The sequence below is a fragment of the Exiguobacterium sp. SH0S7 genome, assembly GCF_004337195.1.
GTDB classification, from domain to species: Bacteria; Bacillota; Bacilli; order Exiguobacteriales; family Exiguobacteriaceae; genus Exiguobacterium; species Exiguobacterium aurantiacum_A.
This window is the reverse complement of sequence record NZ_SJVA01000026.1, coordinates 1-1,440: the sequence shown is the minus strand read 5'-3', so window position 1 is coordinate 1,440 and position 1,440 is coordinate 1. Positions and strand designations below refer to the sequence as shown.

The window sequence follows — 1,440 nt, the reverse complement described above, 5'->3', positions numbered from 1 at the left end:
TGAACTGAACCAAAAAAGTTAGACACTAAATAATTTGTCAGGCGACTTCGAGAACCTGGGTCCGGTATTCCACCGGGCTCAGGTTTTTTAGTCGTTTCTTGATGCGACGATGATTGTAGTACTCGATGTAGCGCTCGAGCTCCTGTTTGAAATGAGCCATGTCCTCGAACTTCCTGAGATAGAGTAGCTCGGACTTGAGCACGGCGAAGAAGCTCTCGATGGCCGCGTTGTCGAGACAGTTGCCCTTTCGGGACATGCTTTGGGTGATGCCGTGTTCGCGAAGCTTCGCCGTGAACGCTCGAAATTGGTATTGCCAGCCTTGGTCAGAATGGAGGATCGGCCTTATATCGCTATCGAGTCTCGCGATGGCTTGGTCCAACATCTCGCCGATGAATGGATACTTAGGCTTATCTGACATCGTATAGGCGATGATTTCACGGTTTGCCAGGTCCATCATCGGTGAGAGATAGAGTTTCTCCCCGAAAAGGTGGAACTCGGTGACATCGGTCACCCACTTCTGGTTTAGGCCTGTGGCCTGGAAATCCCGTTCGAGGAGGTTCGCTGCGATCGTTCCGACCTCTCCCTTGTAGGAACGATATTTCTTCATGCGGACGAGGCACTTGAGACCGAGCTCGTCCATAAGACGCAACACTGTTTTCGGGTCGTGCCTGAAACCTTGGCGCTCGAGTAGCGCATGGATTCGCCGATAGCCACAACGTCCTTCGTGTTCGTGGAAGAGGGTCCGGATCGCTTCCTTCACGTCCGCATACTTGTCATCGGCCGTCAGGCGCGTCCGCCAATAATAGTAGACGCTTCGAGCCATATCGAGCACCTGAAGGAGCCCCGGTACAGGATAGGTGGCCCGTAGCTCGTCGATCACTTGGGCCTTGATCCCGTTCGTCGCGCTTCCTCTTCTTGAACCAAGGCTTTCAATTTTTTTAACGCTGCGTTCTCCATCTCGAGGAACTCGACCCGTTCCTTGAGCCTCTCGACCTCCGTCATCTCTTTGGGCTCCTGCTTCTTCCGTCTCGGCATCGGGGCACGTCCTTTCGGCTTGGCGGCCAGGCCCTCGGGCCCCTCCCGTTCGTATGTGGATCGCCAGTTGGAGATCATCCCGGGAGAGGACAGCCTGTACTTCAGGGCCGCGTCGATCAAGGACAGCCCGTTGTCCGCCATATCGTTTAGTACCCTTAGTTTAAACGCCGGCGAGTGGGCTGTATAGGACGGATCGAAGATCGTCTCGCCCCAGCGCTCATAGAGGAGTGCCCATTGACTGACTTTCTTACGGTCCACCCCGAACTCTTTTCCTAACGTTGTGCATCCGTCTTTGCCCGTCAAGTAGCGTTCGGCCACATGAATTTTGAAAGCCTTCGTAAATTTGACCATAAAAACACCCCATAAAAGTTGGATTTTTATGTCCAACTTTTATGGGGCAGTTCA

Annotated in this window: 2 protein-coding genes; both read right to left on the bottom strand. The window is 53.4% G+C overall.

Going from position 1 to position 1,440, the window contains the following annotated elements:
• Window positions 1-37: 37 nt before the first annotated feature.
• Window positions 38-880 carry an IS3 family transposase gene (locus EVJ22_RS15755; RefSeq protein ID WP_370246430.1) on the bottom strand — a complete coding sequence of 281 codons (843 nt, stop codon included), beginning with the start codon at window positions 878-880 and terminating at the stop codon, window positions 38-40.
• Complete coding sequence (locus tag EVJ22_RS15750; RefSeq protein WP_370246428.1) at window positions 877-1,386, bottom strand: helix-turn-helix domain-containing protein; 510 nt, start codon at window positions 1,384-1,386, stop codon at window positions 877-879. Before EVJ22_RS15750 ends, EVJ22_RS15755 begins: the two co-directional genes overlap by 4 nt.
• Window positions 1,387-1,440: the final 54 nt, after the last annotated feature.